The organism is Burkholderia sp. AU33803, assembly GCF_002223095.1.
In the GTDB taxonomy this organism is placed as follows: domain Bacteria; phylum Pseudomonadota; class Gammaproteobacteria; order Burkholderiales; family Burkholderiaceae; genus Burkholderia.
On record NZ_NKFJ01000005.1, the window covers coordinates 432285 to 458114 of the forward strand.

A 25830-nucleotide genomic window follows, 5' to 3' on the forward strand; every position below is an offset into this window, starting at 1 on the left:
CTTAAGCGGGGCTTAAGCGGCTACCGGCGCCCGCGCAGGGTCGTGCTTCACACGGATTCGGACGGCTGCGGCGCCTCGGCCGGCATCTCGGCATCGCGAAACACGACGCTGACGAGCAGGCCACCCGCGGCCGCGTCGCCGAGCGACACCGTCGCGCCCTGCTGCGCGGCCACGCGCTTGACGATCGCGAGACCGAGCCCGCTGCCCGACACGTCGGTGCGCGCCCGCGCGGAGCTGTCGCGGTAGAAGCGGTCGAACACGCGTTCGCGCTCGTCGGCCGGAATGCCGGGCCCGCTGTCGCCGATCTGCACGCACGCGCGGCCGGCCGCGTCGCGGGTCAGCGATACGTCGATGCGGCCGCCGTCCGGCGTGTACTTCACCGCGTTGTCGAGCAGGTTGCCGAACATCACGCGCAGCGCGCCGACGTCCGCGACGACGCTCGCCGCGCGCGTCTCCTCGAAGCCGAGATCGATGTCGCGCCGTTGCGCGAGCGGCGCAAGCGCGGCCACGCATTCGGCGAGCAGCGCCTGCAGGTCGACCGGCTCGCGCATCGTCGCGCCATCCGGTTCGGCGCGGGCGAGCGCGAGCAGTTGCTCGGTGAGGCGCGTCGCACGCGACACGCCATCCTGGAGATCGGCGATCGCCTCGCGGCGCGACGCGTCGTCCTTCGCCCGGGCGACGAGCTGCGCCTGGATCTGCACGGCCGCGAGCGGTGTACGCAGTTCGTGCGCGGCATCGGCCACGAAGGCCTTCTGCGTGTCGAGGGCGGCCGCCAGCCGCGCGAGCAGCCCGTTCAGCGCGCGCACGAGCGGCTGCACCTCGAGCGGCAGGCGCCCATCGGGCAGCGCATCGAGCGCTTCCGGCCGGCGCGCCTCGACCGCGCGCGTCACGCGGCCGAGCGGCGCGAGCCCGCGACCGACGATCACCCACACGGCCGCGCCGAGGAACGGCAACAGCACGATCAGCGGCCACAGCGTGCGCAGCGCGACGTTCGCCGCGAGCCGGTTGCGCACCGACAGCGGCTGCGCGAGCTGCACGACGTTGTCGCCGACGATCGCGCCGTACACGCGCCATTCGCCGCGATCGGTGCGTTCGGTCGAGAACCCGAGCTCCGCGCGCGGCGCGATCGGCGCACGCGGATGCGAGAAGTACATCAGCACGCCGTTGCGGTTCCAGATCTGGATCACGATGCCTTCGTCGCCGTTGGTGCGCGAGCCGAACACCTGCGAGAACGGCTCGGACGGCAACGCCGCGGCGATTTCCTGCAACTGGTAGTCGAACAGTTCGTTCGCTTCGGCGAGCGCCTGCCGGTAGATGAGCCAGCCCGCGAGGCCCACGCCCGCGACGACGATCGCGAGCAGCCAGATCAGCAATTGATGACGAATCGACCTCACGCGTCAGCTTTCCTTGACGACCATGTAGCCGAGCCCGCGCACGTTGCGGATCAGGTCCGAGCCGAGCTTCTTGCGCAACGCGTGGATGTAGACCTCGACCGTGTTGCTGCCGATCTCCTCGCCCCAGCCGTACATCTTCTCCTCGAGCTGGCTCTTCGACAGCACCGCGCCGGGCCGCGCGAGCAGCGCCTCGAGCAGCGCGAATTCGCGCGCGGACAGCGCGACGGGCGCGCCGTCGAGCGTCACCTGGTGCGAAGCGGGATCGAGCGTCAGCGCGCCGTGGCGGATCAGCGATTCGCTGCGCCCGGCCTGGCGGCGGATCAGCGCGCGCATCCGCGCGCCCAGTTCGTCGAGGTCGAACGGCTTGACGAGGTAGTCGTCGGCGCCCGCGTCGAGCCCCTTCACGCGGTCGGCCACCGCGTCGCGCGCGGTGACGATCAGCACCGGCAGCGCCAGCCCGCGTGCGCGCAGCGTGCGCAGCACGTCGATGCCGTCGCGCTTCGGCAGGCCGAGATCAAGCAGCAGCAGGTCGTACGTCTCGCCGCCGAGCGCCGTCAGCGCGGCGTCGCCGTCCTGCACCCAGTCGACTGCGAAGCCGTCCGAGCGCAGCGCCTTGCGCACGCCTTCGGCAATCATTCGATCATCTTCGACAAGCAGAATCCGCATCGGGACAGGCATCCATGGGGCGAGTCAAACACGCCGACCATTGTAGCGCCGCGAACCGGGCGCGCGGCACCGTGCAATGCAACAGAAAGGCGGATTGCAAGGGGGCTGTCCGGACTTGTCTCTACAATGTGCGCTTTGGCGCCGCGCGCGCCCTGCCCGAACGTCGTGCTTCCCCCGTATTCGCTCATGCCGATTTCCGATCTTTCCACCCGGTTCGCCCCCCGTGCCCGCGTCTGCCTGAAGGCGGCCGCCATCGTCGCCACCTGCACGGCCCTCGCCTTCGCGCCGCCCGCGCAGGCCCGCAAGAAATCCCACAAGGAAGCACGCAAGACGGCCGTCGTGTCGCCGGCCGCACGCGCGGCCGGCCTGCCGGCGTCGGTGCTCGTCGCGCTGCAGCGCGCGAAGGTGCCGGCGTCGGCGATGAGCGTCGTCGTCGAGCGCGTCGGCGATCCCGAACCGCTGATCGCGTGGAATGCGAGCCGGCCGATGATGCCCGCCTCGACGATGAAGCTCGTGACGACCTTCTCGGGCCTGTCGATCCTCGGCCCCGACTACCGCTGGCGCACCACCGCCTACACGGACGGCACCGTCGACCCGGACGGCACGCTGCAGGGCAACCTGTACATCAAGGGCACCGGCGATCCGAAGCTCGTGCCGGAAGAGCTGATCGATCTCGTCGACAAGCTCCGCAAGGCCGGCGTCAAGCGCGTGGCCGGCGGCCTCGTGCTCGACAAGAGCTACTTCGCGACCTCGACGCGCGATCTCCCGTCGTTCGACGACGACGCGAGCGCGCCGTACAACGTCGGCCCCGATCCGCTGCTGTACGCATTCAAGGCCGTGTCGTTCACGGTCACGCCGGGCGACGACGGCAAGGTGGCCGTCGACGTGCTGCCGCCGCTCGCGGACCTGTCGATCGACAACCAGCTGGTCGAAGGCTCGGGCTCGTGCAGCGCGGCCGCCGCGGCCGCGCGCCCGACGCTGACGGCCGGCGGCGGGATCATGACCGCCTCGTTCGCGGGCGACTACCCGCTGCGCTGCGGCGCGCACACGACCAACCTCGCGATCCTCGATCACACGACGTTCTTCGCGCGCGGCTTCCTCGCGCTGTGGCAGCAGGACGGCGGCACGATCGCCGGGCCGGTGAGCGAGGGCAAGGTGCCGACCGCCGCGCGGCCCCTCGCCGTGCATCACAGCCCGGTGCTCGGCAGCATCGTCTACGACATCAACAAGTTCAGCAACAACGTGATGGCGCGCAACCTGTTCCTGACGATCGGGGCGGTCAGCGGCAAGCCGCCCGCGACGCCGGAGCAGTCGAGCCGCGTGATCCAGGCGTTCCTGCAGAAGAACGGCATCGCGATGCCCGACCTCGTGCTCGAGAACGGCTCGGGCCTGTCGCGCGAAGAACATGTGAGCGCGCTGTCGCTCGCCGCGCTGCTGCAGGCCGCGAACGCGAGCCCGGTCGCGCAGGCGTTCGTCGATTCGCTGCCGATCGCCGGCATCGACGGCACGATGAAGAACCGCCTCACCAACGCCGGCGTGCTCGGCAACGCGCACATCAAGACCGGCACGCTGCGCGACGTGCGCGCGATCGCCGGCTACGTCGCCGGTGCGGACGGCCAGAGCTACATCGTCGTGAGCTTCATCAACAACGATCACGCGGAAGCCGCGCGCGCCGCGCACGACTCGCTGCTCGAGTGGATCTACGCCGGCGCGCACTGACGTTGCCGCGCGCCGTGACATAAGGCACGCCGGCGGCCTGCTGCCGGCGCGCGTCGGCCCGCCTCGGCATCGGGCGCCGCCGCGCAACGTGTCGCCCTGACGCGCCGCAGGGGCCGCCTGCCGGCCCCTGCGCACACCGAATCCCGCCCTCCCCGGTTTGAAACGCCGGCCGCCACCGGCGCGCGACACACCGCGCGCCACCCACGCCCGCAAAACAGGGCCGCACCGCCCGCCCCCGTGCCGCGCGGCTTCCGTAAAAACCCTGTCCTCAGAGGGAACCCTCTACGCTGCCCCCTCGCCTAGCGCTTGGCGATTGCGTAGGCTGTTGGCCTGACCGATATCTACAACGGGCCATACGCCCGGCCTCAAGGCTTGCAGGGGAAAGAAGGAGACACGCCCATGCGATTCGACGTCGAATTGCTTCTGCTCGCGCTGGCGCCCGTCTTCCTGCTCTGCATCGCGTGGGAGGCCTGGCACCTCGCCCGCACCCGTGCGCAGGACGCTGTCTATGCGTGGCGCGACACACTGTGCAACGCGGCGCTCGCGCTGATGCACCAGGGCGCCGACAAGCTCGCGTGGCTGTTCGTGATCCCCGTCTATGCGTACTGCTACCAGCACTATCGCGTGTTCACGTGGCAGGACGGCTGGCTGTCGTTCGCGGTGCTGTTCGTCGCGCAGGATTTCCTCTACTACGTGTTTCATCGCGCGAGCCATCGCGTGCGCTGGCTGTGGGCCGCGCACGTCGTGCACCACTCGTCCGAGCGGATGAATTTCTCGACCGCGTTCCGCCAGAGCCTGATGTACCCGGTCGCGGGGATGTGGGTGTTCTGGCTGCCGCTCGCGTTCGCCGGTTTTCCGCCGCAACAGGTCGTCGGCATCGTGCTGATCAACCTCGCGTTCCAGTTCTTCGTGCATACGCAGGCGATCGGCAAGCTCGGCTGGCTCGAATACGTGCTGAACACGCCGTCGATCCACCGCGCGCACCATGCGCGCAACCCGCGCTACATCGACCGCAATTACGCAGGCGTCCTGGTGATCTGGGATCGCCTGTTCGGCAGCTATGTCGAGGAAACGCCCGACGATCCGCCGCAGTACGGAATCGTCGAGCGGCTCGGCTCGAACAACCCGCTCGTCGCGACGTTCCACGAGTGGGTGTCGATGGCCGGCGACGCGTTGCGCGTCGACGGCTGGCGCAACAAGCTGCGCGCGATTTTCGGCCCGCCCGAATGGGCGAGCGCTTATCATGCGCAGATTGCCGAGGCCGCGAACCCCGATCCGCGCACCGTGCCGCTCGTGGCCGCGCGAGACCAATGAACCGTTTCAGCCAACGGCCGCCGCGCAGCCCGGAACCGAGCAGGCACGCGGCAGATGAGAAACACATCAGGCCATATCTACGAGGAGATCGAACGATGCAGACACAACAACACGCACCCGCCCGCACCCGTCAGCGCATGCTGCGCACCGCGCAGCTCGCGATCGCCGGCGCCGCGCTCGCGCTGCTCGCCGCGTGCGGCGGCGGCGGTGACGACAACAACAACAGCGCATCGAACACGCCGCCGTCGGGCGTGAAAATGCAGGTCGTGTCGTTCGGCGACAGCCTGTCCGACGCGGGCACCTACTCGCAGATCAAGCTCGGCTTCGGCGGCGGCCGCTTCACGACCAACCCGGGCCAGGTGTGGACGCAGAACGTCGCGCAGTACTACGGCGACACGCTGCAGCCCGCGAACCAGGGCGGCTTCGGCATTCCGCTGCAGGCCACCGGCGGCCTCGGCTACGCTCAGGGCGGCTCGCGCGTGACGCAGCAGCCGGGCATCGGCCACGCGGACGCCAGCGTGCCGAACCCCGATTACGCGCAAGCGACCACGACGCCGATCGCCGACCAGGTCAAGCAGTACGTGTCGCAGCACGGCAGCTTCAACGCCGGCCAGATCGTGCTGCTGAACGGCGGCGCGAACGACATCTTCTACCAGGTCGCGGCACTGCAGGCCGGCGCGATCACGCCGACGCAGCTGCAGCAGAACATCGGCGCCGCCGCGCAACAGCTCGCGGGCATCGTGCAGCAGATCGTCGCCGCCGGCGCGACGCACGTGTTCGTGTCGAACGTGCCGGATATCGGCGGCACGCCGCTCGCGCTCCAGGGCGGCTCGCAGACGACCCTCACGCAACTGTCGATGCTGTTCAACGGCACGCTCGCCGCGACGCTGCAGGCACTCAAGGTCGACACGACCAAGTACGTGCTGCTCGACACGTTCACGTGGCAGGACGGCATCCTCGCGAACTACAAGGCGAACGGCTTCGCCGTGTCGAACACCGACACCGCCTGCAACCTGAAGGCGATGGTCCAGGCCGCCACGCAGTACGGCGTCGCGAACGCAACCGCATTCGGCTCGTCGCTGTTCTGCTCGCCGCAGACCTACACGGTCGCGAACGCGGATCAAACCTACATGTTCGCCGACACGGTCCACCCGACGACGCGCCTGCATGCGCTGTTCGCGCAGTTCGTCGAACAGCAGATCGCGAAGTCCGGCGTCGGCAAGTAAGCCGCCGGCCACGCGCCCAAACGAAAACGCCCGACCGGTTTGCCGGTCGGGCGTTTTTTCATGTGCGGGAAACCGGCGCGGCGACGGTCGCGTCAGCCGCGCGCCTTCGTCATTCGGCCGCTTCGAACGCTGCGGCGGCGCGGCCGAGCCGATCGTTGACCGCGATCCATTCGACCGTCTCCGGCAACTTTTCGACGAGGATGCGCGCGACCTGCGCGCGGTCGAGCGCACGCAGCATTCCGTACAGCTCGCGCGCATACGCGGACGGATCTTCCGGCGCCGCGACGAAATGCACGCCGTCGGCCTGTGCCCACTGCCCCGCGCGCGACGCGCGGGCGACCAGCGCGACGCGTTCGCCATCGGTTTGCGCGGCCGCGAGCAACGGCTCGAGCGCGTCGAACGGCAGCAGCGCGAGCGGCGTGCGCGGCGCGTAATGCGCCTTCAGCGTGCCCGACGCGCGCGGCGCGGTCGCGTCGCTGCCGTCCGGCAGTTGCGGCGCGCGACCGAGCACGGCGGCGATCTGCTGCGGCGTCACGTGCCCCGGGCGCAGCAGCGCCGGGAAGCCGCGCGACAGGTCGAGAATCGTCGATTCGATACCGACTTCCGATGCGCCGCCGTCGAGCACGTGCACGGTGTCGCCGAATTCGTCGCGCACATGCTGCGCGGTGGTCGGGCTTACATGGCCGAACCGGTTCGCGGACGGCGCAGCCACGCCGCCATGCCCGCCGCGCCGCGCGCTGAACGCGGCCAGCAGCGCCTGTGCGACCGGATGCGACGGGCAGCGCAGCCCGACCGAATCCTGGCCGCCGCTCACGGCGTCCGGGATGCGCCCGTGGCGCTTCAGGATCAGCGTCAGCGGGCCCGGCCAGAACGCATCGATCAACGCCTGCGCGTCGGCCGGCAGATCGTCGGCCCAGTAGCCGGGATCGCCGCCCGGCGGCAGGTGCACGATCACCGGATGATTCGCGGGCCGCCCCTTCGCCGCGTAGATGCGCGCGACGGCCTCGGGATTCGCCGCATCGCCGCCGAGCCCGTAGACGGTTTCGGTCGGAAAGGCGACGAGCTGGCCCGCGTCGAGCAACGCGGCGGCCGCGTCGATCTGAGCAGCCGTCACGGCGTTCGGGAGATCGATGGACATCGGCTGGCGTCTCAGTCGAGCGGCACGCGCAGCAGCTGCGCGCACGCGGTGGCCGCGGCGACGGCTTCGTCGCGCGTTTCGGCCGTGAAGTTCACGTGGCCCATCTTGCGGCCGATGCGCGCCTCTTCCTTGCCGTACAGGTGCAGGTGCGCGGTCGGCATCGCCGCGACCGTGTCCCACGGCGGCGTGACGGCATCGGCCGCCGCACCTACGCCGGCCGCACCGTTCGGGAACCACACGTCGCCGAGGATGTTCAGCATCGCGGCCGGCGAATGCTGGCGCGGGTTGCCGAGCGGCATTCGCGTCATCGCACGCACCTGCTGCTCGAACTGGCTCGTAGCGCACGCATCGACCGTGTAATGGCCGGAGTTGTGCGGGCGCGGCGCCATCTCGTTCGCGACGAACGAACCGTCTTCCAGCACGAAGAATTCGACGCACAGCACGCCGACGTAGCCGAGCGTATCGGCAATCCGCACGGCCGCCTGCTGCGCCTCTTCGACACGCGCGGCATCGGCGGCCGGCGCGGGCACGACGGTCAGCGCGAGGATGCCGTTGTGGTGCACATTCTGCGCGAGCGGGAACGCGGCCGAGCGGCCGTCCGCGCCGCGCGCGATCAGCGCCGACACTTCGTATTTCAGCGGCAGGCGCTTTTCGAGCACGCACGGCACGCCGTTCAGCGCCGCATGCGCGTCGCGCACTTCCTGCGCGGTGCTCACCCGCACCTGGCCCTTGCCGTCGTAGCCGAGGCGCGCCGTCTTCAGGATGCCCGGCAGCACCGCGTCGAGCGCGGCATCGTCGAGCGCGGCGAGCGCCGCCGACGATTCGATCACGACGTGCGGCGCGACGGGCACGCCCGACGCTTCGATGAAGCGCTTCTCCGCGATCCGGTCCTGCGCGACCGCGACGCAGCGGCCGGCCGGTGCGACGAACGTCGTGCGCGCGAGGAAATCGAGGCTCGCGGCCGGCACGTTCTCGAACTCCGTCGACACCGCGTCGCACAGGTCGGCCAGTTCGGCGAGCGCGGCTTCGTCGTCATAGGCCGCGCGCAGGTGGCGGTCGGCGACCGCGCCGGCGGGGCTCGTCGGATCGGGATCGAGCACGGCGACGCGATAGCCCATCGACTGGGCGGCAAAGCAGAACATGCGGCCGAGCTGGCCACCGCCAACCATGCCAAGCCACGCGCCGGGCAGGATCGGGGAAACGGAATCAGGAGTTGCGGTCATGTCAGTGGTCGGTCGCGGCGGGCGCTGCCCGCCGCAAGTGGGGAGGTCAGGCAGCCGCTCGAATGGCAGGGCGGCCGCCGGTGCGCCGTCATTCCAGCGGCGGCAGCACCATTGCGTGCGCGGCTTCGTTCTGGCGCACGCGGAACGCGGCGAGCCGGTTCGCATAGTCGACCGAGTTACCGGACAGGATCGACACCGCGAACAGCGCGGCGTTCGCCGCGCCGGCCTCGCCGATCGCGAACGTCGCGACGGGCACGCCCTTCGGCATCTGCACGATCGAGTGCAGCGAATCGACACCCTTCAGGTACTTGCTCGCGACCGGCACGCCGAGCACCGGCACCGTGGTTTTCGCGGCCAGCATGCCGGGCAGGTGCGCGGCGCCGCCGGCGCCCGCGATGATCGCGCGCAGCCCGCGCTCGCGCGCCTTCTCCGCATAGTCGAACATCTCGTCGGGCATCCGGTGCGCGGATACGACCTTCGCTTCGTACGGCACGCCGAATTCCTGCAGGATGGCGACCGCGTGCTTCATCACGTCCCAGTCGGAACTCGAACCCATCAGCACGCCGACGAGCGGTGCGCTGTGCGTGTGGGCGGTCTGGACTTCACTCATTTCGTGCGTTCCCTCTGGTCAGGCGAGCGACTGGCCCGTGATGCGCTCGAGCGCTTCCTGGTACTTCGCGGCCGTCTTCTCGACGACGTCGGCCGGCAGCGCCGGCGCCGGCGCCGTCTTGCCCCACGGCTGCGCCTCGAGCCAGTCGCGCACGAACTGCTTGTCGAACGACGGCGGGTTCGTGCCGACTTCGTACTGGTCGGCCGGCCAGAAGCGCGACGAATCGGCGGTCAGCACTTCGTCCATCAGGTACAGCTTGCCGTGGTTGTCGAGGCCGAATTCGAACTTCGTGTCGGCGATGATGATGCCGCGCGTGGCCGCGTAGTCGGCCGCTTCCTTGTACAGCTTGATCGAGATGTCGCGGATCGTCGCGGCCAGCTCGGTGCCGATGCGGCGCTCGGTTTCCTCGAACGTGATGTTCTCGTCGTGCTCGCCCATCTCGGCCTTCGCGGCCGGCGTGAAGATCGGCTCGGGCAGCTTCTGCGCGTTCTGCAGGCCTTCCGGCAACTGCACGCCGCACACGGCGCCCGACGCCTGGTATTCCTTCCAGCCGCTGCCGGCCAGGTAGCCGCGCACGACTGCTTCGATCATGATCGGCTCGAGGCGCTTGACGACCACGCCGCGGCCCTTCACCTGCTCGACCTCGTCGGCCGCGACAACCGCTTCCGGTGCGTCGCCCGTCAGGTGGTTCGGCACGATGTGCGCGAGCTTGTCGAACCAGAAGTTCGCCATCTGGTTCAGCACGCGACCCTTGTTCGGAATCGGCTCGCCCATCACCACGTCGAATGCCGACAGACGATCGGTCGTGACGATCAGGAGCTTGTCGTTGCCGACCGCGTAGTTATCGCGGACCTTGCCGCGACCGAGGAGCGGCAGCGAGCGGAGCGTGGATTCGTAGAGGGTAGACATCGTCTTTTCGCAGATAAGGAGCCAAACAAAAAGGGAAACGCCGTTCCCCGCGGCAGGCGGGAACGGCGGTCTTGCAATACGTCGGCGAACCGGCCGGACGACGGCGCCCGGGCGGTTGCCGGCCGGCCCTCGTTCGGCCGGACGGAGCGGCTGCGGGGCCGGATCAGATCCGGCCGGACAGCCTTGCCGTTGCCCACATCGGGCGCGGCAATCGTACTACAGTCTCAGCGCACGACCTGTGCGAGCGCGCCGGACTTGTACTGCTCGGCGATCTTGTCGAGCGCCACCGGCTTGATCTTGCCGGCCTGGCCTTCGCAACCGAACGCGAGGTAGCGGTCAACGCAGACCTGCTTCGCCGCTTCGCGCGCGGGCTTCAGGTAATCGCGCGGATCGAACTTGCCCGGGTTCTCGAACAGGTAGCGGCGGATCGCGCCGGTGATCGCCAGACGCAGGTCGGTGTCGATGTTGATCTTGCGCACGCCGTGCTTGATGCCTTCCTGGATTTCCTCGACCGGCACGCCGTAGGTTTCCTTCATGTCGCCGCCGAATTCGCGGATCTCGGCCAGCAGTTCCTGCGGCACCGACGACGAACCGTGCATCACCAGGTGGGTGTTCGGGATGCGCGCGTGGATTTCCTTGATGCGCTGGATCGACAGGATGTCGCCCGTCGGCTTCTTCGAGAACTTGTACGCGCCGTGCGACGTGCCGATCGCGATCGCGAGTGCATCGCACTGCGTGAGCTTCACGAAGTCGGCAGCCTGCTCCGGATCGGTCAGCAGCTGCTCGCGGGTCATCGTGCCTTCAGCGCCGTGGCCGTCTTCCTTGTCGCCCTTCATCGTCTCGAGCGAGCCGAGCACGCCGAGTTCGGCTTCGACCGTCACGCCGATCGAGTGCGCCATCTCGACGACCTTGCGCGACACGTCGACGTTGTACTCGTACGATGCGACCGTCTTGCCGTCGGCTTCCAGCGAACCGTCCATCATCACGCTGGTGAAGCCGCTGCGGATCGCGGCCATGCAGACTGCCGGCGACTGGCCGTGATCCTGGTGCATCACGACCGGGATGTGCGGGTACGACTCGACAGCTGCTTCGATCAGGTGGCGCAGGAACGGCTCGCCCGCGTACTTACGCGCGCCGGCCGATGCCTGCATGATCACGGGCGCGCCGACCTGGTCCGCCGCCGCCATGATCGCCTGGACCTGCTCCAGGTTGTTCACGTTGAAGGCCGGCAGGCCGTAACCGTGCTCTGCCGCGTGGTCCAGCAATTGACGCATTGATACGAGAGGCATTGTGGAACTCCATGGAATGAAAACCGGTGCGCCCTGACGCCGGCGCGGCGCTCGCTCCCGGTCGAACCCGGGGTGGCGCGGCGCGGCTGAGCGTCGAATAGCCGCATTTTATCGCGAAGCGCCTCCGATTCCGACCGCCCGGTGGCGCCGACTCGCAATTTGTTACGTTCGCACGGCACAATGCGGGCAAAAATGAGAAAAAAAGCCGCGCGGGGCTTCGACCCCACGCGGCTTTTGCGCGAAAAACGGTGCCGGATCGATTCTTGAGCCGATCCGGGCGGCCGGCCCGAGATTCAGCGGGCGCTCAATAGTGCTCGCCGACCCGCACGATCTTCAGCGTGTTGGTGCCGCCCGCCTGCCCCATCGGCTCGCCGACGGTCAGGACGACCATGTCGCCGTGCTGCACGTAGCCCTGCTTGACGACGATCTCGAGCGCTGCCTGCAGCGCCGAGTCGCGGTCGCTGTTGAAGTCGACGTGCAGCGGCGTCACGTTGCGGTACAGCGCCATCGTGCGCTCGCTGCCGACGCGCGGCGTCAGCGCGAAGATCGGCACGTGCGTGTAGTGACGCGACATCCACAGCGCGGTCGCGCCCGATTCGGTCAGCGCGATGATCGCCTTCGCACCCAGGTGATACGCGGTGAACAGCGCGCCCATCGCGATCGACTGGTCGATCCGCGTGAACGTGCGGTCGAGGAAATCCTTGTCCAGCTCGACTTCTTCCGACTTCTCCGCCTCGACGCACACGGCCGCCATCGTCTCGATCGTGACGACCGGGTACTTGCCGGCGGCCGTCTCGGCCGACAGCATCACCGCGTCGGTGCCGTCGAGCACCGCGTTCGCGACGTCCGACACTTCCGCGCGGGTCGGCACCGGCGCGTGGATCATCGATTCCATCATCTGCGTCGCGGTGATCACGAGCTTGTTCGACTCGCGCGCCATCCGGATCATCCGCTTCTGCAGCGCCGGCACGGCCGCGTTGCCCACTTCCACCGCGAGGTCGCCGCGCGCGACCATGATGCCGTCGGACGCGTCGAGAATGCTTTGCAGCGCCGGAATCGCTTCCGCGCGCTCGATCTTCGCGATCATCTTCGGCTTGATGCCGTACGGCGCGCCCGCGATGTTCGCGAGCTGGCGCGCCATTTCCATGTCGGTCGCGTTCTTCGGGAACGACACCGCCACCAGGTCCGCGCCGAGCGACATCGCGGTACGGATGTCTTCCATGTCCTTCGCGGTCAGCGCGGGCGCCGACAGGCCGCCGCCCTGGCGGTTGATGCCCTTGTTGTTCGACAGCTCGCCGCCTACCTTGACGATCGTGTGGATCTCGTCGCCGAGCACGCGCTCGACGGTCAGCACAATCAGGCCGTCGTTCAGCAGCAGCAAATCGCCCGTGCGCAGGTCACGCGGCAGCTCCTTGTAGTCGAGCCCGACGCGCTCGTCGTTGCCCAGCTCGCAGCCCGCGTCGAGGATGAAGGCCTGGCCCGGCTCGAGCGTCGTCTTGCCGTTCTCGAACTTGCCGACGCGAATCTTCGGGCCCTGGAGGTCGGCCATGATCGCGATCTCGCGGCCGACCTTGCGGGCGGCCTCGCGCACCATCTCGGCGCGCTGGCGGTGATCGTCGGCCGTGCCGTGCGAAAAATTGAGCCGCACGACGTCGAGGCCCGCCTGCATCATCTGCAGCAGAATCTCCGGCGAACTGGAAGCCGGGCCGATCGTGGCGACTATCTTGGTGGCGCGCTGCATGAAACTCCTCATCTGGATCAAGGTGGATGCGCTGGGTGAAACGCTGCGAGAGCCGGAAGCGGCAGGCCCAGCGGCCGCCGCTCCGGGGGGCGTGCCGGTGCTTGCGCCCGGCATCGCTTTGTTCTGAATCTCGTGGTGCTGCTCGGCCGCGTCGCCGGCGGCCGCCGGTGCGCGCGGGGCGGTGTTCGCCCGCGCGGGCGCGCGTTTGCGCTTGCCCGCGCCGGCCGTCGGCTCCGCTTTCGCGGAGCGCGCGGCCTTCGTCACCCCTGCGCGCGCCGCCACGCTCAGGCCGCCCGCGTTTCCAGCACTTCCACCGCCGGCAGCTTCTTCCCCTCGAGGAACTCGAGGAAGGCGCCGCCGCCCGTCGAGATGTAGCTGACCTGGTCATGGATGCCGTACTTCGCGATGGCCGCGAGCGTGTCGCCGCCGCCCGCGATCGAGAACGCGGACGATTTGGCGATCGCTTCCGCGAGCGTCTTGGTGCCGTTGCCGAACTGGTCGAACTCGAACACGCCGACCGGGCCGTTCCACACGATCGTGCCGGCCTTCTCGAGCTGGCTCGCGAGCGCCTTGGCGGTATCCGGGCCGATGTCGAGGATCATGTCGTCCGCTTCGATGTCGGCGACCTGCTTTACCGTGGCCGCGGCCGTCGGCGAGAATTCCTTGGCCGTCACGACGTCGGTCGGGATCGGCACCGACGCGCCGCGCTCGCGCGCTTCGTCGATGATCGCCTTCGCCTCGTTGACGAGGTCGGCTTCCGCGAGCGACTTGCCGATCGACAGGCCGGCCGCGAGCATGAACGTGTTCGCGATGCCGCCGCCGACGATCAGCTGGTCGACCTTGCCGGCGAGCGACTTCAGGATCGTGAGCTTGGTCGACACCTTCGAGCCGGCGACGATCGCCACCAGCGGGCGGGCCGGGTTGCCGAGCGCCTTGCCGAGCGCGTCGAGTTCCGCGGCCAGCAGCGGGCCCGCGCACGCGACCGGCGCGTACTTCGCGATCCCGTGGGTGGTCGCTTCCGCGCGGTGCGCGGTGCCGAATGCGTCGTTTACGTACACGTCGCAGAGCTTCGCCATCTTCTGCGCGAGCTCGTCCGAATTCTTCTTCTCGCCCTTGTTCACGCGGCAGTTCTCGAGCAGCACGACCTGGCCCGGCGCGACGTTCACGCCGTTCTCGACCCAGTTCGATACGAGCGGCACGTCACGGCCGAGCAGCTCGGCGAGGCGCTTCGCGACCGGCGCGAGCGAATCTTCCGGCTTGAACTCGCCTTCGGTCGGACGGCCGAGGTGCGACGTGACCATCACGGCCGCGCCGGCGTCGAGCGCGGCCTGGATGGCCGGCACGGACGCGCGCACGCGCGTGTCTTCGGTGATGTTGCCCTGGTCGTCCTGCGGGACGTTCAGGTCGGCACGGATGAATACCCGCTTGCCGGCGAGCTGGCCGGCGGCGATCAGGTCGGTAAGACGCTTGACTTGGCTCATGTTGAACAAATTGAAGTAGTGGATGGGGAAAGGGGGTTCACGCTCGACGTGCGCGGGCTGCCGCGAAAGGGCGCCGGATGCGGCCGTGGCTGGCGGTTCGCATGACGCGCACGGGTAAAAAATCTCGAACGGGCATTCTAGCCGATCCACCCGGCAGACTGACCCGCGGGCGGCGAATTCCGCCTATTTGGGATCGCGCGCGGGAACGGACCCATTGCCGCAACGCAGCAATGCACCCGCACAAGCGGCCGGTACCCGGCGGGCCTGAACGACGGCCCATCAGAAGACCAGGCGCAGCGCGGTGAAGACGAGCATCCCGACGACGATCGTGCCAAGCATGCTGCGCCGCCACAAAAACCAGCCGAGGCCGGCGAGCGCCGCGTAGAACGGGTGGTTGGACAGCGCGAACGACAGCCCGGCCGGCGTTTCGAGCACGTCGGGCAGCACGACGGCGACCAGTGCCGCCGCCGGTGCATAGCGCATGGCGCGCTGCGCGCGTTCGGGCAGCACGGTGCGTTCGCCGCCGATCAGGAACAGCGCGCGCGTGACGGCCGTGACGATCGTCATCCCGATGATGACGATCCAGATTTCCGTCGCGCTCATCAACTACTCCTTGAAATGTTGCCATCGATGGCGGGCAAGAAATACATACCCTTGACAGGCAGCTTCTTCCATCGACTAGGATCACCGGCATGATTCTTGTCTATCGCTACCGGGTGAAGTCGCTCAACGGCCTCCTGAACCAGCAGAGCCGTGCGATGAACTATGTCTGGAACTTCTGCAACGACACGCAGAAACACGTCCTCAAGTGGAACAAGAGGTGGCCGACGGGTTTCGATCTGAACGTACTGACGACGGGCTGCAGCAAGATACTCGGCATCCACTCCGGCACGGTCGACGCAACGTGCGAGCAATACGCGAAGTCGCGCAATCAGCGCCGTCGGCCTTACTTGCGCTATCGCGGCAAGAAATCTCTTGGCTGGGTGCCGTTGAAGGGGCGTGACCTGAAGCGCGAAGGCGACGCATTTCGCTTTGCCGGCAGCACCTTTCGCGTGTTCAACAGCCGACCGCTTCCCGAAGGCAAGATCAAGGACGGAACCAACTTTGCGCAGGATGCGCGCGGCAATTGGTTCTTGAACATCGTGATCGAGATGCCAGATGTTCAGGCCCGCCCGATCCGTTCCGGCGTCGGCATCGATCTCGGCCTGAAAGACTTCGCCACACTTTCGACGGGCGAGAAGCTGCCGAACGACCGGTTCGGCCAGCGAGCGGCCGATAAGCTGGCAAAGGCCCAGCGAGCGCGAAAGCACAAGCGACATATCGCGAAATTGCACGCCAAGGTGGCGAATGCGCGTGCTGATTTCCAGCACAGGTTGGCGCTCGATTTGGTGCGGCGCTTCGATTACATCGCGGTCGGCGACGTGTCGGCCGCGAAGCTCCCCAGAACCAGGATGGCGAAGAGCGCCTACGACGCATTCTGGTCGTCCTTCCGAAACAAGCTCCGTTACAAGGCGATCGCGCACGGGGCCACGTTCGAGGAAGTCGACGAAAGCGGTTCCACCCAGTCCTGTTCGGCGTGCGGGTCGAAAGACAGCACGACGCGGCCGAAAGGTATCGCGGGATTGCGAGTAAGAGAGTGGGCCTGCGATGGCTGTGGTGTCGTGCATGATCGAGATACCAACGCTGCTTTGAACATTCTCCGATGCGGACGTGCATCGCCAGCTGTGGGAATCCGCCCCCTTTAGGCGGCGGAGGACGTCAATCGATTTCCTTTTCGTGCACGGTTTCGGTGCGGATGCGCCGCCAGTCGGCCCGCTCGACGAAGAAATCGGCCGTGCAGCCGGCCGCGAGCGCGGCGAGCACCGCGAGCGGCAGCGCGAGCCGGTACGGCAGGTCGAACGCGATGAGCGACACGATGCCTGCGACCGCGACGGCCGCGAGCGTCGAGCGGTTCGCGACCGCCGACACCATGATGGGGATCAGCGCGAGCGTGCCGGCCAGTTCCAGCCCCCAGCTCGCGGGAAAGAAGCTCGCGAGCAGGATGCCGGCGAGCGACGACACCTGCCACGACAGCCAGCTCGCGAGCGCCATCCCCCAGAAATACGCTTCCTTGCCGGGCACGTGGCCGTACGCGAAGCCCTGTTTCTGGAACAGCAGGTAGATCACGTCACCGTTGAAATAGCCGATCGCGAGGCGCCGCCACAGCGGCAGGTAGGAAAAATGGGGCGCAAGCCCGGCGCTGAAGATCACGAAGCGCGTATTGACCATCGCGGCCGTGAGCAGGATGGTCCAGATCGGCAGCTTCGCCGCGAGGAGCGGCAGTACCGCGAGCTGCGACGAGCCCGCGTAGACCAGCAGCGACATCGCGCTCGCCTGCCAGAGCGTCATGACCGACTTGCTCATCGCGATGCCGGTGACGAGCCCCCACGAGAAAATCGCCATCAGCGTCGGGGAATAGTCGCGCGCGCCCTGGATCAGCGCGAAGCGGTCGGTGGCGGACAATCGAGCGAGCATGGGAAGCGGGCCGCAGCGGGCGGTTCGTCGGGGCGCCGGCGCCTCCTGCCGGGTCGACCCGTCGTTATTGGAATCGGTACCGGGCGATTATAGCGCCGGCCCCGCGCCGACCGACCGGATCGCCTTCAAATGACGCTAAAATAAGCGTCTTTCCGGCTCAACGCTGCATACAACCGCATCCCAGGAGAAATCTATGTCAATGGCCGACCGCGACGGCAAGATCTGGATGGACGGCAAGCTGATCGACTGGCGCGACGCCAAGATCCACGTCCTGACCCACACGCTGCACTACGGCATGGGCGTCTTCGAGGGCGTGCGCGCGTACAAGTCGGCCGACGGCAGCACCGCGATCTTCCGCCTGTACGAGCACACGAAACGTCTGCTGAATTCGGCGAAGATCTTCCAGATGGACGTGCCGTTCGACCGGGAAACGCTCGAAGCCGCGCAGCTCGAAGTCGTGCGCGAGAACAAGCTCGAGTCGTGCTACCTGCGCCCGATCATCTGGGTCGGCTCGGAAAAGCTCGGCGTGGCCGCGAAGGGCAACACGATCCACGTCGCGATCGCGGCATGGCCGTGGGGCGCCTACCTCGGCGAGGAAGGCCTCGCGAAGGGCATCCGCGTGAAGACGTCGTCGTTCACGCGCCACCACGTGAACGTGTCGATGGTGCGCGCGAAGGCGTCGGGCTGGTACGTGAACTCGATCCTCGCGAACCAGGAAGCCACCGCCGACGGCTACGACGAAGCGCTGCTGCTCGACGTCGACGGCTACGTGTCGGAAGGCTCCGGCGAGAACTTCTTCCTGGTGAACAACGGCAAGCTGTACACGCCCGACCTGTCGTCGTGCCTCGACGGCATCACGCGCGATACCGTCATCACGCTCGCGAAGGACGCCGGCATCGAGGTGATCGAGAAGCGCATCACGCGCGACGAGGTCTACACGGCCGACGAGGCGTTCTTCACCGGCACGGCCGCTGAAGTCACGCCGATCCGCGAGCTCGACAACCGCACGATCGGCAGCGGCGCGCGCGGCCCCGTCACGGAAAAGCTCCAGTCGGCGTTTTTCGATATCGTGTCGGGCAAGAACGCGAAGTACGCGAACTGGCTGACGAAGGTCTGAGCGCGCTGCGCCACCGACCGCCCCACAAAAGAGTGATAAGAGAAAGTCTCATGAGTGAAATCAAGGAAATGCCGCTGGTCGAGCTGACGGCCAAGGATCTTCCCGCGTACTGCCCGAACCCGGCCATGGCGCGCTGGAGCGCCCACCCGCGCGTCTTCATCGACGTCTCGCACGGCGAGGCACGCTGCCCGTACTGCGGCACGCGCTACAAGCTGCGTGACGGCGAGGTCGTCAAGGGCCACTGAGCCCCGGCGGCCGGGCCTGCAGGCTGATGCAGGCCCGCCGATCGCCCAGGCGGCGCAGCCGGATTGCCGGCGCGCCGCCGTTCTCCATTCTGGCAACCCGAACGCGGCGCCTGGGCGCCGTGCTTCATTACGACATCGGAAGTCGACCTGATGCGTCGAGCGCTGGTTATCGCACCGAACTGGATCGGTGACGCATTGATGGCGCAGCCGCTTTTTGCGCTGCTGAAGAAAAACCATCCCCGCATCGCGATCGATGCCGTCGCGCCCTCGTGGGTCGCGCCCGTGCTCGAGCGGATGCCCGAGATCCACGATGTCTACGCGACCGATCTCGCGCACGGCAAGCTGCAGCTGCTGCGCCGCTGGCAGCTCGCGAGCGACCTGCGCGACGTCGGCTACGACGCGGCGTACGTGCTGCCGAACTCGCTGAAATCCGCGGTGATCCCGTGGCTCGCGAACATCCCGCTGCGGGTCGGCTACACGGGCGAGCACCGCTACGGGCTGCTGAACGTGCGGCACGCGAACCCGGACAAATCGGGCGAGCGGCCGCCGATGACGGCCCACTACGCGGCGCTCGCGTACGCACCGGGCGCGAAGCTGCCCGAGTCGATGAAGACGCTGCCCGCGCCGCGCCTCGACGCCGATCTCAACGAGACGGCGCGCGTGTCCGCCCGTTTCAATCTCGATACGCGCAAGCCGCTCGTCGTGTTCTGCCCGGGCGCGGAATACGGCCCGGCCAAGCGCTGGCCGCCCGAGCATTTCGCGTCGCTCGCCACCATCGTCCACCAGTCGTTCCCGTACACGCAGATCGTCGCGCTCGGCTCGCAGAAGGACGCCGCGGCCGCGCAGGCAATCGCCGACCACGCGCCGAACGTGCGCAACCTGTGCGGACAGACGTCGCTGTCGGAGGCGTGCGCGCTGATCGCGCGCGCGAACGCGGTGGTCACCAACGATTCGGGGCTGATGCACGTTGCCGCCGCGCTACGCCGGCCGCTCGTCGCGCTGTACGGATCGACCGATCCGCGCCACACCCCTCCGCTGTCGGACCTGGCGAAGGTACAATGGCTTCATCTCGAATGCAGTCCCTGCTTCGAACGCGAGTGCCCGCTCGGCCACCTGAAGTGCCTGCGCGAACTCGGTCCCGAGCAGGTATTCGGCGATTTGCGCGGCATGCTCGTCGGGCAGCGCTGACCCTGGCCGGCAGCGTCGCACGGCGCGCCGGGCAATCCGATTCACCGGTGTACGGCGGCTCCATCCGGGCCGCCGTGCTGAATACGGCGCGCGACGCGCGCGAGAGATAACCCCGATGCCACGTTTTGCCCGCCTCTTCGAAGCCGCCGCCGATACGCTGAACGCCTACTACCAGGCCGTCGCCGATGCCAATCTCGACGCGCTGCTGGGACTGTGGATCGACGAGGATTTCGCCAGCTGCGTATGGGCGGACGGCGAGCATCTGCACGGCCTCGACCAGATCCGCAGCGGGCTCGCCAACCGGCTCGCCACGCGCCCCGTGACGATCGAGCCGCTCGACATCCGCGTGTACGACAGCCTCGGCACGGTCGTCTATACGATCGCCGAAGCGCATCAGCAGGCCGACCTGACGGCCGAACCCGACATGGTGTTCGCGACGTACGTGATGATTCACGAGCGTGGCGAGTGGCGTATCGCGCATATTCACGCGAGCCCGATTCCCGAACAGGCGGCCGGACAATTCGCCGCGAAGATCCGTCATGGGCAGGGTCCGCTGCACTGACGAAAAGACGAAGCAACGCATACGCGGGGCGATCATGAGTACGGCTTCTCCGCCCACCTCGCCGCTGACCGGGGCCCCGGCCCCCGACGACGACCTACTGCGCTATCGCGCACCACGCTGGCTGCCCAACAGCCATGCGCAAACCATCGTGCCCGCGCTGTTCGCGCGGCGTCCCGTCGTCGCTTACCGACGAGAGCGATGGGAAACCCCCGATCACGACTTCATCGATCTCGACTGGGTCGCGCATCTCGATAGCGCGGCGCCGCGGCCCGATGCGCCGCTGTTCGTGCTGTTCCACGGCCTCGAGGGCAGCTCCGGCTCGCACTACGCGCTCGCGATGATGGCCGCCGCGCGCGCGAAGGGCTGGCACGCCGTCGTGCCGCATTTCCGCAGTTGCAGCGGCGAGATCAACCGCCAGCCGCGCTTCTACCATCTCGCCGACAGCGCCGAGGTCGACTGGATCCTGCGCCGGCTTGCCGCGCAGCATCGCGGGCCGCTCGTCGCGGCCGGCGTGTCGCTCGGCGGCAATGTGCTGCTTCGCTGGCTCGGCGAGCATCGCAGCGACACGTCGATCGTGCGGGCGGCCGCCGCGATCTCGACGCCGATCGACGTGCACGCCGGCGGGCGCGCGCTGTCGCAAGGCTTTGCGATGGTCTACACGCGCAGCTTCCTGAAGACGCTCAAGCGCAAGGCACTCGCGAAGCTCGACCAGTACCCGGGGCTGTTCGACCGCGAAGCGATGCTGCAGGCCGTGACGATGCGTGACTTCGATGAGATCGTGACCGCGCCGCTGCACGGTTTCGCGAACGCGGACGACTACTGGACCAAAGCGACGACACGGCCGCTGCTGCCGGCGATCGACGTGCCGACGCTGATCCTCAACGCCCGCAACGACCCGTTCCTGCCTGAATCGGCGCTACCGGGCCCGGCTGACGTATCGCCGGCCGTCGAGCTCGACCAGCCCGCGGCGGGCGGGCACGCAGGATTCATGACCGGGCCGTTCCCCGGCCGCCTCGACTGGCTGTCGGCGCGGGTGTTCGGCTATTGCTCCAAATTCGTCGACCATGGATGACATCGTCAGGCAGGCCCTCGCCAAATGGCCGAACGTGCCGCACTGTACCGGCTGGCTGCTGCTCGACCGGCGCGGCGAATGGCGGCTGCGCGACGACGCGGCGCAGGCGGCGGGCGAACTCGGCTCGCCGATCCGGCATGCGGCGCTGAACGCGTTCATCGGCCGCAACTACGAATGCGATGCGCAGGGCCAGTGGTTCTTCCAGAACGGGCCACAGCGCGTGTACGTCGAGCTCGCCTATACGCCGTGGATCGTCCGGCTCGCCGAGCGCGACGGGCAGCTCACGCTCACCGACCAGACCGGCATGCCGTTCGAACCGGACGAAGCGTGGCTCGACGACGCAGGCGGCGTGCTGTTTCGCGCGGCCGGCACGCCGCCGCGCATCGCGGCGCTGCACGATCACGATCTCGGGCTGTTCGCCGATCATGTGGATTTCGATGCCGCGCCGCCCGTGCTGCACTGGCGCGACGGCCGCGCACTGCCGCTCGGCAGCATCGTCGGTGCGGACGTGCCCGCGCGGTTCGGCTACGTCGCCAGCCCGGCGCAACAGGCCCGCAATACGGCTGACGGCGGCAACTGACCCGCAGCGGCCGCGCCCGCGCTTCCCGTGTATCGGCCGCTACCCGCGGCCGTTCTTCTCGTCCTCGCGCTCTTCCTTGTAGCGCGCCTCGAATTCCAGCAGCCGCGCGCCGATCATCGACTGCTCGTAGAACGACACATCCTTCGCGTCGCGCGCTTCCTTCAGCTGGCGAATCGCCGACGGCCACGCGCCGTCGAGCGCGAGCTTCTCCGCGAGTGCGCGGCGCCGCGCCAGCAGGTCACCCTTGCCGTCGCTCGCCTTCGCGAGATAGTCCCACCAGTCCGGTTGCTCGGGGTCGGCCTTCGCCTGCGCGCGGGCCTGCGCCTGCGCTTCCGCGAAGCGGCGCGCCGCGATCAGCGCCTGAAGATGCGCGACGATCGCCGCGTGCGACGCCGGCCAGCGCCGCTGCGCGAGCGCCGCGAGCCGCACCGCGTCGTCGGCCCGCCCCGCGCGGCGCGCGATGTCGGCGGCCAGCACGTCGAGACTCGGCGAGCTCGTCGCCGGATCGTCCTCGCGCCGCTCGCGCGCGTCGAACGCACTGCGTGCCGACGCGAGCGCCTTGCCGGCTGCGTCGTACTCGCCGAGCAGCGCATCCGCGAGTGCGATGCCGTACCAGTTCGCCGCGACGTTCGGCGCGGTGCGATCGTCGATCTCGAACTGCATCCGTCGCGCCTCGGCCGCGATGTCGGTCGGCGCGCGGTTCTGCAGGACGCGCAGCCGCGCGCGCACGAACCCGTATTCGGGCGACTGGCGCGGCTGCCGGTACGGCGCGCGGCGCGCGCGATCCTCCATGTCGGCGATCCGCTCGCCGGTCAGCGGGTGCGTGCGCGCGTACGCCGGCACGCCCGCATCGCCCATCGACGCGCGGTCGAGCCGCTCGAAGAAGCCCGGCATCCCGTACGGGTCATAGCCCGCGCCCGCGAGCAGCTGGAAGCCGACGCGATCGGCCTCGCGCTCGGCCGAACGCGAGAAGCGCAGCTGGTTGTCCACCGCATATGCCTGCCCGCCCACCGCGATCGCACTGCCGAGGTCGCCGCTTCTCGCGAGCACGCCGGCCAACACGCCGAGCAGCATCGTCGCGAGCGCCGTATAGCCGGTCTTCTCGTTCGCACCGATCATCCGCGCGATGTGCCGCTGCAGCACGTGCCCCATCTCGTGGCCGACCACCGATGCGAGTTCCGACTCCGTCTGCGTCGTGACGACGAGCCCGCTGTTGATCCCGATGAAGCCGCCCGGCATCGAGAACGCGTTGATCTGCGGATCGCGCACGGGGAACAGGTCGAAGTCCGGCGTGTAGCCGCCGATGAAGCGGGCGGCCGCCGCGGCCGCGAGCCGCGCCGCCATCGCGTTGAGGTAGTCGCGTACGAGCCAGTCGTCGAGATAGTCGGGATCGCGCCGCACTTCGCGCATCACGCGCTCGCCGAGCCGGCGCTCGGCCTGAGGCGTCAGCGAACCGCCGGAGCCGTCGCCCAGGTCGGGCAACTCCAGCGCGCGAAGCGGCGCGCGCAGGCTCGCGGCCGGCGCCGACGCGCCGCCCGCGTCCGAAAACCGGCTCTCCGCGCCGCCGTAGGTACCGAACACGCCGGCCGCGATGCCGGACGGCACGGTGGAAATCGACCGCGCGCCGCCGGCCGCCGATTCGAGCGGCGGCGCGGACGCGCTCTGCGCATGGCCGCTCGGCGGCCATGCGAGCGCCACCGACAGCGACACGGCAAGCAACTGTTTGACACGCATGGCAGGATGAAAGCGACGCCGTCCCGCGCGCCCGGCGCGCATCGCGGCGTTTGGTCTGAATATTCGGGTCATTGTACCGGCGGCAGCGTGACTGTCCCGTGCGGCATCGGCGCCATCTGCACACCCGGCGCCGAGAATGCCACTGCTATGATAGGCGCCCGTTGAACCGTTGGATCGGATCGGGGCGCAGAGACGCGATTCGAGGCCCCGGCCAATCGCGATGCGCGATCGCGGGACGTGCTCGCGCACGCCGTTCCACTAGAGGAAGACATGTCAGGACTCACCCATTTCGACGCCGCCGGCCATGCGCACATGGTCGACGTCGGCGGCAAGCAGGAAACCCAACGCATCGCGATCGCGCGCGGCACGATCCGGATGCTGCCGGCCACGTTCGCGCTGATCCGCGACGGCAAGGCCAAGAAAGGCGACGTGCTCGGCGTCGCGCGCATCGCGGCCATCCAGGGCGCCAAACGCACGGCCGACCTGATCCCGCTGTGCCATCCGCTCGCGCTGACGCGCGTGGCCGTCGAGTTCGAACTCGACGACGCGTTGCCGGGCGTCCACTGCGTTGTGCAGGTCGAGACGTTCGGGCGCACCGGCGTCGAGATGGAGGCGCTGACCGCCGTGCAGGTCGGGCTGCTGACCGTCTACGACATGTGCAAGGCCGTCGATCGCGGGATGGTGATCACCGACGTGAGCGTGCGCGAGAAGCGCGGCGGGAAGTCGGGGGACTGGAAGGCGGAGGAACCGGCGGGTTGAGCGCCAACGGCAGTAGCAGCCATTCACCGGGGCATCGTCGGCCGTAGCGATGCCCCGTTCGAACGACAAAAAATCAGAAAACACATCGCAAGTGAAGAACCTCACGCTGAAATACGGCGCGCCGCTGCTGTGCGCGCTCTCCCTGCTGCCGGTCGCCGCGTCGGCCGCCGGCACCTGCCCCGCCGCTGACGCCGCCGCGCGCGCGGCCATCGACGCTCAACATCGCGTACGGCAGATCCGTCTTCCGCCGAGCGACGGCGGCGGCGTCGACATTCCGCCCCCGCTGCGCGACGCACTGCATGCGTACAAGCAGGCGCTCGTCGGCACGATCGATGCGCGGCTCGCGTGCAGCGATGAGCAGGTCGACCCGGCCGCTTTGAAACGCACGCTCGCGGCCGCGCTAGGCGTGCCGGCGCGGCCCCTCCAGCCGAGAGATGGCGAATCGGCGTTCGGCCGCAATCCGGACATCGACGTCGAGCGCGGCGGCACGTCCCGTCCGTTGCTGTTCGTGCGCGCCGGCTTCGACATCGCATGCGGCGACGACAATCTGCTGACCGCTTACGCATGGGAAAACGGCGGCTGGCGGCGCGTGCTGCGCTGGCAGGCCGACGGCTACAAGGACATCGGCGGCGCGTATGGCAGCGGCTTCTGGTTCTCGGCGCTGCCCGGCGGACAGGTCGCGGTCGTCCACGGCACGTCGTCGTGCGCGTCGCGCTGGAGCCAGTTCGCCGCGGACGTGGTCGCGCCCGCCAGCGGCTCGACCGCGCAACGCGCCGTGTTCCATTCGGAGAACAGCTACGTGCTCGACGAGAACCCGATCCGGTTCAAGGTGCGCCCCGACGGCTTCGAGGTGCGCGCGACGGTCGGCTCGATGGACAGCGACGTGATGACGCGGCCGGGCATATTCCGCTACCGCGTCGACGGCGACACCGTGCAGCGCGTACAGCCCGTCGCGCTCAACGGCCGCGATTTCGTCGACGAATGGCTGAAGGCGGATGATGCGCTGGCGCGCGAATGGAGCGAACCCGCCGCAGCAGCGGCCGCGCTGAAAGGCCGGCAGGCGTTCGACAAGGCCAGCAAGGTGGCCGGCAGGGGGTTCGCGTATGGCCCGGTGCGCGGCTGCTCGGACAGCAAGGATCGCTTTCAGGTCGAACTCGATCTGACGGGCACCACCGGGGAAACGGTCGCGCGACACTACGCGCAGATTCGCCAGGAGCGCAACGGGTTCACGCTGCTCGGGCTGAGTACCGCGGCCGAGCCGGCTTGCCGCGGCGCGAACCTGATGCCGCGGCACTGAACGTCGGAAGCGCGTGCCGTCACGGCCGCGCGCATCGACTGTCGGCGGCCAT

Annotated in this window: 25 protein-coding genes; 13 read left to right on the top strand and 12 right to left on the bottom strand. The window is 68.6% G+C overall.

The genetic code is table 11. The annotated features are described in order from the left end of the window. Window positions 1-47 precede the first annotated feature (47 nt). Entirely contained in the window at window positions 48-1394 is a 1347-nt protein-coding gene (locus CFB41_RS13875; RefSeq protein WP_089456846.1) for an ATP-binding protein, read from the bottom strand. Between the two features lie 3 nt (window positions 1395-1397). Beyond that, window positions 1398-2060 carry a response regulator gene (locus CFB41_RS13880; RefSeq protein WP_021164091.1) on the bottom strand — a complete coding sequence of 221 codons (663 nt, stop codon included), beginning with the start codon at window positions 2058-2060 and terminating at the stop codon, window positions 1398-1400. A gap of 186 nt (window positions 2061-2246) precedes the next feature. Here CFB41_RS13880 and dacB point away from each other — a divergent pair, with 186 nt between their 5' ends. The 3 genes from dacB (at window position 2247) to CFB41_RS13895 (ending at window position 6319) form a co-directional block, all read left to right on the top strand. After that, a complete protein-coding gene (dacB, locus tag CFB41_RS13885; RefSeq protein ID WP_089456847.1) occupies window positions 2247-3779 on the top strand; it encodes a D-alanyl-D-alanine carboxypeptidase/D-alanyl-D-alanine-endopeptidase in 1533 nt (510 codons plus the stop codon). A 399-nt stretch (window positions 3780-4178) separates the two neighbouring features. Then, window positions 4179-5093 (top strand): sterol desaturase family protein, encoded by a 915-nt coding sequence (locus CFB41_RS13890; protein WP_089456848.1) that lies wholly within the window; start codon window positions 4179-4181, stop codon window positions 5091-5093. Window positions 5094-5188: 95 nt separating this feature from the next. After that, on the top strand, window positions 5189-6319 hold the full coding sequence (locus tag CFB41_RS13895) for an SGNH/GDSL hydrolase family protein (protein WP_089456849.1): 1131 nt from the start codon (window positions 5189-5191) through the stop codon (window positions 6317-6319). A gap of 109 nt (window positions 6320-6428) precedes the next feature. On the opposite strand, the gene CFB41_RS13900 is transcribed toward CFB41_RS13895, so the two are convergent. The 6 genes from CFB41_RS13900 to pyk form a co-directional block, all read right to left on the bottom strand. Further along, window positions 6429-7457, bottom strand: coding sequence for an L-threonylcarbamoyladenylate synthase (locus tag CFB41_RS13900; RefSeq protein WP_089456850.1), 1029 nt, complete (start codon window positions 7455-7457; stop codon window positions 6429-6431). 11 nt (window positions 7458-7468) lie between these two features. Continuing rightward, on the bottom strand, window positions 7469-8680 hold the full coding sequence (locus CFB41_RS13905) for a 5-(carboxyamino)imidazole ribonucleotide synthase (RefSeq protein ID WP_089456851.1): 1212 nt from the start codon (window positions 8678-8680) through the stop codon (window positions 7469-7471). 88 nt (window positions 8681-8768) lie between these two features. Then, window positions 8769-9290 carry a 5-(carboxyamino)imidazole ribonucleotide mutase gene (gene purE / locus CFB41_RS13910; RefSeq protein WP_039360624.1) on the bottom strand — a complete coding sequence of 174 codons (522 nt, stop codon included), beginning with the start codon at window positions 9288-9290 and terminating at the stop codon, window positions 8769-8771. 18 nt (window positions 9291-9308) lie between these two features. Beyond that, window positions 9309-10199, bottom strand: a complete 891-nt coding sequence (locus tag CFB41_RS13915) for a phosphoribosylaminoimidazolesuccinocarboxamide synthase (RefSeq protein WP_039360621.1) — start codon at window positions 10197-10199, stop codon at window positions 9309-9311. A gap of 224 nt (window positions 10200-10423) precedes the next feature. Continuing rightward, window positions 10424-11488 carry a class II fructose-bisphosphate aldolase gene (gene fba, locus CFB41_RS13920; RefSeq protein WP_034189083.1) on the bottom strand — a complete coding sequence of 355 codons (1065 nt, stop codon included), beginning with the start codon at window positions 11486-11488 and terminating at the stop codon, window positions 10424-10426. 304 nt (window positions 11489-11792) lie between these two features. After that, a complete protein-coding gene (gene pyk, locus CFB41_RS13925) occupies window positions 11793-13229 on the bottom strand; it encodes a pyruvate kinase (protein ID WP_039360687.1) in 1437 nt (478 codons plus the stop codon). Between pyk and CFB41_RS38595 the strand changes: the two genes are divergently transcribed. Beyond that, complete coding sequence (locus CFB41_RS38595) at window positions 13228-13356, top strand: hypothetical protein (protein WP_256093618.1); 129 nt, start codon at window positions 13228-13230, stop codon at window positions 13354-13356. The two genes, pyk and CFB41_RS38595, sit on opposite strands and share 2 nt — an antisense overlap. A gap of 157 nt (window positions 13357-13513) precedes the next feature. Here the strand turns inward: CFB41_RS38595 and CFB41_RS13930 are convergent, their stop codons facing one another. Then, window positions 13514-14710, bottom strand: a complete 1197-nt coding sequence (locus tag CFB41_RS13930) for a phosphoglycerate kinase (protein WP_069257480.1) — start codon at window positions 14708-14710, stop codon at window positions 13514-13516. 279 nt (window positions 14711-14989) lie between these two features. Continuing rightward, window positions 14990-15313 carry an AzlD domain-containing protein gene (locus CFB41_RS13935; RefSeq protein ID WP_069248754.1) on the bottom strand — a complete coding sequence of 108 codons (324 nt, stop codon included), beginning with the start codon at window positions 15311-15313 and terminating at the stop codon, window positions 14990-14992. Between the two features lie 89 nt (window positions 15314-15402). Between CFB41_RS13935 and CFB41_RS13940 the strand changes: the two genes are divergently transcribed. Further along, the gene (locus CFB41_RS13940) at window positions 15403-16455 is read left to right on the top strand and encodes an RNA-guided endonuclease TnpB family protein (protein ID WP_089456852.1); all 1053 of its coding nucleotides are present in this window, start codon (window positions 15403-15405) and stop codon (window positions 16453-16455) included. A gap of 13 nt (window positions 16456-16468) precedes the next feature. Here the strand turns inward: CFB41_RS13940 and CFB41_RS13945 are convergent, their stop codons facing one another. After that, a complete protein-coding gene (locus tag CFB41_RS13945; protein ID WP_089440927.1) occupies window positions 16469-17224 on the bottom strand; it encodes an AzlC family ABC transporter permease in 756 nt (251 codons plus the stop codon). 193 nt (window positions 17225-17417) lie between these two features. Between CFB41_RS13945 and CFB41_RS13950 the strand changes: the two genes are divergently transcribed. The 6 genes from CFB41_RS13950 to CFB41_RS13975 all read left to right on the top strand — a co-directional run bounded on the left by CFB41_RS13950 (window position 17418) and on the right by CFB41_RS13975 (window position 21988). After that, the gene (locus tag CFB41_RS13950; RefSeq protein WP_083265912.1) at window positions 17418-18341 is read left to right on the top strand and encodes a branched-chain amino acid transaminase; all 924 of its coding nucleotides are present in this window, start codon (window positions 17418-17420) and stop codon (window positions 18339-18341) included. Window positions 18342-18391: 50 nt separating this feature from the next. Further along, the gene (locus tag CFB41_RS13955; RefSeq protein ID WP_006749970.1) at window positions 18392-18586 is read left to right on the top strand and encodes a zinc-finger domain-containing protein; all 195 of its coding nucleotides are present in this window, start codon (window positions 18392-18394) and stop codon (window positions 18584-18586) included. A 150-nt stretch (window positions 18587-18736) separates the two neighbouring features. Next, window positions 18737-19774 carry a lipopolysaccharide heptosyltransferase II gene (gene waaF, locus CFB41_RS13960; RefSeq protein WP_039360609.1) on the top strand — a complete coding sequence of 346 codons (1038 nt, stop codon included), beginning with the start codon at window positions 18737-18739 and terminating at the stop codon, window positions 19772-19774. A gap of 115 nt (window positions 19775-19889) precedes the next feature. Further along, window positions 19890-20336, top strand: a complete 447-nt coding sequence (locus CFB41_RS13965; RefSeq protein WP_006749968.1) for a nuclear transport factor 2 family protein — start codon at window positions 19890-19892, stop codon at window positions 20334-20336. A 34-nt stretch (window positions 20337-20370) separates the two neighbouring features. Further along, window positions 20371-21408, top strand: a complete 1038-nt coding sequence (locus CFB41_RS13970; protein ID WP_089440928.1) for a hydrolase — start codon at window positions 20371-20373, stop codon at window positions 21406-21408. Further along, window positions 21401-21988 carry a DUF2946 family protein gene (locus CFB41_RS13975; protein ID WP_089456853.1) on the top strand — a complete coding sequence of 196 codons (588 nt, stop codon included), beginning with the start codon at window positions 21401-21403 and terminating at the stop codon, window positions 21986-21988. Before CFB41_RS13970 ends, CFB41_RS13975 begins: the two co-directional genes overlap by 8 nt. Before the next feature lie 39 nt (window positions 21989-22027). On the opposite strand, the gene CFB41_RS13980 is transcribed toward CFB41_RS13975, so the two are convergent. Further along, on the bottom strand, window positions 22028-23722 hold the full coding sequence (locus tag CFB41_RS13980; protein ID WP_089456854.1) for a M48 family metalloprotease: 1695 nt from the start codon (window positions 23720-23722) through the stop codon (window positions 22028-22030). A 270-nt stretch (window positions 23723-23992) separates the two neighbouring features. Here CFB41_RS13980 and moaC point away from each other — a divergent pair, with 270 nt between their 5' ends. Beyond that, window positions 23993-24481, top strand: coding sequence for a cyclic pyranopterin monophosphate synthase MoaC (gene moaC / locus CFB41_RS13985; RefSeq protein ID WP_089456855.1), 489 nt, complete (start codon window positions 23993-23995; stop codon window positions 24479-24481). A gap of 49 nt (window positions 24482-24530) precedes the next feature. Then, a complete protein-coding gene (locus CFB41_RS13990; protein WP_373558619.1) occupies window positions 24531-25778 on the top strand; it encodes a hypothetical protein in 1248 nt (415 codons plus the stop codon). Window positions 25779-25830 lie beyond the last annotated feature (52 nt).

Coding starts and splice junctions, on each gene's coding strand:
- CFB41_RS13930 (WP_069257480.1), bottom strand. CDS start 14,710: ATGAGCCAAGTCAAGCGTCTTACCGACCTGATCGCCGCCGGCCAGCTC.
- purE (WP_039360624.1), bottom strand. CDS start 9,290: ATGAGTGAAGTCCAGACCGCCCACACGCACAGCGCACCGCTCGTCGGC.
- fba (WP_034189083.1), bottom strand. CDS start 11,488: ATGCCTCTCGTATCAATGCGTCAATTGCTGGACCACGCGGCAGAGCAC.
- CFB41_RS13900 (WP_089456850.1), bottom strand. CDS start 7,457: ATGTCCATCGATCTCCCGAACGCCGTGACGGCTGCTCAGATCGACGCG.
- CFB41_RS13970 (WP_089440928.1), top strand. CDS start 20,371: ATGAGTACGGCTTCTCCGCCCACCTCGCCGCTGACCGGGGCCCCGGCC.
- CFB41_RS13890 (WP_089456848.1), top strand. CDS start 4,179: ATGCGATTCGACGTCGAATTGCTTCTGCTCGCGCTGGCGCCCGTCTTC.
- pyk (WP_039360687.1), bottom strand. CDS start 13,229: ATGCAGCGCGCCACCAAGATAGTCGCCACGATCGGCCCGGCTTCCAGT.
- CFB41_RS13955 (WP_006749970.1), top strand. CDS start 18,392: ATGAGTGAAATCAAGGAAATGCCGCTGGTCGAGCTGACGGCCAAGGAT.
- CFB41_RS13935 (WP_069248754.1), bottom strand. CDS start 15,313: ATGAGCGCGACGGAAATCTGGATCGTCATCATCGGGATGACGATCGTC.
- CFB41_RS13980 (WP_089456854.1), bottom strand. CDS start 23,722: ATGCGTGTCAAACAGTTGCTTGCCGTGTCGCTGTCGGTGGCGCTCGCA.
- CFB41_RS13895 (WP_089456849.1), top strand. CDS start 5,189: ATGCAGACACAACAACACGCACCCGCCCGCACCCGTCAGCGCATGCTG.
- CFB41_RS13915 (WP_039360621.1), bottom strand. CDS start 10,199: ATGTCTACCCTCTACGAATCCACGCTCCGCTCGCTGCCGCTCCTCGGT.
- moaC (WP_089456855.1), top strand. CDS start 23,993: ATGTCAGGACTCACCCATTTCGACGCCGCCGGCCATGCGCACATGGTC.
- CFB41_RS13945 (WP_089440927.1), bottom strand. CDS start 17,224: ATGCTCGCTCGATTGTCCGCCACCGACCGCTTCGCGCTGATCCAGGGC.
- CFB41_RS13975 (WP_089456853.1), top strand. CDS start 21,401: ATGGATGACATCGTCAGGCAGGCCCTCGCCAAATGGCCGAACGTGCCG.
- CFB41_RS13990 (WP_373558619.1), top strand. CDS start 24,531: ATGCCCCGTTCGAACGACAAAAAATCAGAAAACACATCGCAAGTGAAG.
- CFB41_RS38595 (WP_256093618.1), top strand. CDS start 13,228: ATGAAACTCCTCATCTGGATCAAGGTGGATGCGCTGGGTGAAACGCTG.
- CFB41_RS13905 (WP_089456851.1), bottom strand. CDS start 8,680: ATGACCGCAACTCCTGATTCCGTTTCCCCGATCCTGCCCGGCGCGTGG.
- CFB41_RS13940 (WP_089456852.1), top strand. CDS start 15,403: ATGATTCTTGTCTATCGCTACCGGGTGAAGTCGCTCAACGGCCTCCTG.
- dacB (WP_089456847.1), top strand. CDS start 2,247: ATGCCGATTTCCGATCTTTCCACCCGGTTCGCCCCCCGTGCCCGCGTC.
- CFB41_RS13965 (WP_006749968.1), top strand. CDS start 19,890: ATGCCACGTTTTGCCCGCCTCTTCGAAGCCGCCGCCGATACGCTGAAC.
- CFB41_RS13950 (WP_083265912.1), top strand. CDS start 17,418: ATGTCAATGGCCGACCGCGACGGCAAGATCTGGATGGACGGCAAGCTG.
- waaF (WP_039360609.1), top strand. CDS start 18,737: ATGCGTCGAGCGCTGGTTATCGCACCGAACTGGATCGGTGACGCATTG.
- CFB41_RS13880 (WP_021164091.1), bottom strand. CDS start 2,060: ATGCGGATTCTGCTTGTCGAAGATGATCGAATGATTGCCGAAGGCGTG.